The sequence below is a fragment of the Thauera propionica genome (genome assembly GCF_002245655.1).
In the GTDB taxonomy this organism is placed as follows: domain Bacteria; phylum Pseudomonadota; class Gammaproteobacteria; order Burkholderiales; family Rhodocyclaceae; genus Thauera; species Thauera propionica.
This window is the reverse complement of the sequence record NZ_NOIH01000055.1, coordinates 1-2,987: the sequence shown is the minus strand read 5'-3', so window position 1 is coordinate 2,987 and position 2,987 is coordinate 1. Positions and strand designations below refer to the sequence as shown.

The following is a 2,987-nucleotide window of genomic DNA, read 5'->3' as shown; positions in this document are numbered from 1 at the left end:
CCGTGAGCCGACTGTTCATAACTGGGCGCTGGGCATAATGGCCGGCAGCAGCCCGTCGTTGCCTGATGGATCCAACCCCTCCGCTGCTATAGTGCAGTCGGCTTCTGACGTTCAGTGCAGCCGTCTTCTGAAAACGACATTCGGCAGACTGTCGGCTTTGGTATCTCTCATAAACGGATGTTTTTGAGAGAACTATCTTCGGCCTTCACACGCACGAAAGGCGGCGAAGCTCCGCCGTTAATCCGTCCGCCGGAGATCTCGCCCAGGCAGGCTGAAGGCCGAGCAAGCCTGACAGGCCCGAAAAGCCCGGCACGGGCGTCGGCGGCGATGACGGCGGCGGCATTATCCAGGGTTGATGATGGAAGTGGAGGATATCGACAACCTCTCGCGCAACCAAGACATCGCGGTCGGACTGCAAGTGATCTTGAAGCCACGGGCCCGTCCCACCCCGACATGGACCTCGATGCCCGAACGGACGTTAGATTTCGAGTTCTAGGCGTTCTGCGATGAAGGTTGGATCCCAGCCGGGATTGAAAGTGTCGACGTGGGTGAATCCGAGCCGCTCGTATAGGCCACGCAGGTTCGGGTGGCAGTCGAGCCGCAGCTTGGCGCACCCCTGCGTTCGCGCGGCATGGCGGCAAGCCTCGATCAGCGCGGAGCTGACACCCCGGCCCGCATGTGTCCGTCGCACCGCGAGCTTGTGCAGATATGCGGCCTCCCCCTTGAGGGCGTCGGGCCAGAACTCGGGATCCTCGGCCGACAAGGTGCAACAGCCGACGATGCCGTCGCTGCAACTCGCGACTAGGAGCTCGGATCTCAGGACGAAGGTCTCCGCGAATGTCCGGTCGATCCGCGCGACGTCCCAGGCGGGCGTTCCCTTGGCGGACATCCACGCCGCAGCGTCGTGCATCAGCCGCACAACCTCGTCGATATCACCCGAGCAGGCGACCCGAACGTTCGGAGGCTCCTCGCTGTCCATTCGCTCCCCTGGCGCGGTATGAACCGCCGCCTCATAGTGCAGTTTGATCCTGACGAGCCCAGCATGTCTGCGCCCACCTTCGCGGAACCTGACCAGGGTCCGCTAGCGGGCGGCCGGAAGGTGAATGCTAGGCATGATCTAACCCTCGGTCTCTGGCGTCGCGACTGCGAAATTTCGCGAGGGTTTCCGAGAAGGTGATTGCGCTTCGCAGATCTCCAGGCGCGTGGGTGCGGACGTAGTCAGCGCCATTGCCGATCGCGTGAAGTTCCGCCGCAAGGCTCGCTGGACCCAGATCCTTTACAGGAAGGCCAACGGTGGCGCCCAAGAAGGATTTCCGCGACACCGAGACCAATAGCGGAAGCCCCAACGCCGACTTCAGCTTTTGAAGGTTCGACAGCACGTGCAGCGATGTTTCCGGTGCGGGGCTCAAGAAAAATCCCATCCCCGGATCGAGGATGAGCCGGTCGGCAGCGACCCCGCTCCGTCGCAAGGCGGAAACCCGCGCCTCGAAGAACCGCACAATCTCGTCGAGCGCGTCTTCGGGTCGAAGGTGACCGGTGCGGGTGGCGATGCCATCCCGCTGCGCTGAGTGCATAACCACCAGCCTGCAGTCCGCCTCAGCAATATCGGGATAGAGCGCAGGGTCAGGAAATCCTTGGATATCGTTCAGGTAGCCCACGCCGCGCTTGAGCGCATAGCGCTGGGTTTCCGGTTGGAAGCTGTCGATTGAAACACGGTGCATCTGATCGGACAGGGCGTCTAAGAGCGGCGCAATACGTCTGATCTCATCGGCCGGCGATACAGGCCTCGCGTCCGGATGGCTGGCGGCCGGTCCGACATCCACGACGTCTGATCCGACTCGCAGCATTTCGATCGCCGCGGTGACAGCGCCGGCGGGGTCTAGCCGCCGGCTCTCATCGAAGAAGGAGTCCTCGGTGAGATTCAGAATGCCGAACACCGTCACCATGGCGTCGGCCTCCGCAGCGACTTCCACGATGGGGATCGGGCGAGCAAAAAGGCAGCAATTATGAGCCCCATACCTACAAAGCCCCACGCATCAAGCTTTTGCCCATGAAGCAACCAGGCAATGGCTGTAATTATGACGACGCCGAGTCCCGACCAGACTGCATAAGCAACACCGACAGGGATGGATTTCAGAACCAGAGAAAGAAAATAAAATGCGATGCCATAACCGATTATGACAACGGCGGAAGGGGCAAGCTTAGTAAAGCCCTCGCTAGATTTTAATGCGGATGTTGCGATTACTTCGCCAACTATTGCGATAACAAGAAAAAGCCAGCCTTTCATGATATATCTCCCAATTTGTGTAGGGCTTATTATGCACGCTTAAAAATAATAAAAGCAGACTTGACCTGATAGTTTGGCTGTGAGCAATTATGTGCTTAGTGCATCTAACGTAGAGCTAACCGGCGCCGATAGGCGTCCAGGTTGAGCGCCAGGTTATGCCAATGCGTGACAACACCTTATGCACGTGTATCAACGCCAAGTGCCTGTCCTTGCTGCCTGTGCATGACTTCGATCGCAGCCTGCAACCTCTTGGCTAAATCTGGATCGTTGTTTGAGCGGGCGCCCTCAATTCCCAAACGCGCCTTCTCAACGAAATTGATGCGCGTAGTGTCTGTAGCCATATCGACCGGTTGACCGGTCGCCACCGAGATTTTCATAGTCATCCCTAGGAAAGGCGAGCTTTCATCGAGCGACATTTTCCCGCTGCGGATTTGGTCGTTCATCCAATCGAACATTTCCTTGCGTGTCATGCTGGTGAAATCTGCTTGTTTGGCGGTCGATGATTCGGCAGTGGCTGCTGATAGTGCAGACGAAAACGATGCGGGATTGGTACCTGCCGCAGTGGATACCTGTGCGCGCTGGGTGGTGTAAATGTGATTTGATTCCGTGTTGACCTTCATAAAAACCTCCTCTTGATGACGATTAGCAAAGGGGCATAACGAATAGGGTTTATCCCTCGCGCCGCAAGCGCCGTTCGGTG

General features: G+C 58.3%; 4 protein-coding genes. All 4 read right to left on the bottom strand.

The features are described from left to right. Positions 1–478 precede the first annotated feature (478 nt). The gene (locus tag CGK74_RS18620; RefSeq protein ID WP_000376623.1) at positions 479–979 is read right to left on the bottom strand and encodes a GNAT family N-acetyltransferase; all 501 of its coding nucleotides are present in this window, start codon (positions 977–979) and stop codon (positions 479–481) included. A 127-nt stretch (positions 980–1,106) separates the two neighbouring features. Beyond that, positions 1,107–1,946, bottom strand: a complete 840-nt coding sequence (gene sul1 / locus CGK74_RS18610; RefSeq protein WP_000259031.1) for a sulfonamide-resistant dihydropteroate synthase Sul1 — start codon at positions 1,944–1,946, stop codon at positions 1,107–1,109. Next, positions 1,940–2,287, bottom strand: coding sequence for a quaternary ammonium compound efflux SMR transporter QacE delta 1 (locus tag CGK74_RS18605; protein WP_000679427.1), 348 nt, complete (start codon positions 2,285–2,287; stop codon positions 1,940–1,942). The genes sul1 and CGK74_RS18605 overlap by 7 nt, the downstream gene beginning before the upstream one ends. Before the next feature lie 176 nt (positions 2,288–2,463). Next, a partial coding sequence (locus CGK74_RS18600; protein WP_206186295.1) for a hypothetical protein occupies positions 2,464–2,987 on the bottom strand: 524 nt, incomplete at its 5' end.

Excerpts from the sequence above, each read along its gene's own strand:
- CGK74_RS18605 (WP_000679427.1), bottom strand. The coding sequence starts at position 2,287 with ATGAAAGGCTGGCTTTTTCTTGTTATCGCAATAGTTGGCGAAGTAATC.
- sul1 (WP_000259031.1), bottom strand. The coding sequence starts at position 1,946 with ATGGTGACGGTGTTCGGCATTCTGAATCTCACCGAGGACTCCTTCTTC.
- CGK74_RS18620 (WP_000376623.1), bottom strand. The coding sequence starts at position 979 with ATGGACAGCGAGGAGCCTCCGAACGTTCGGGTCGCCTGCTCGGGTGAT.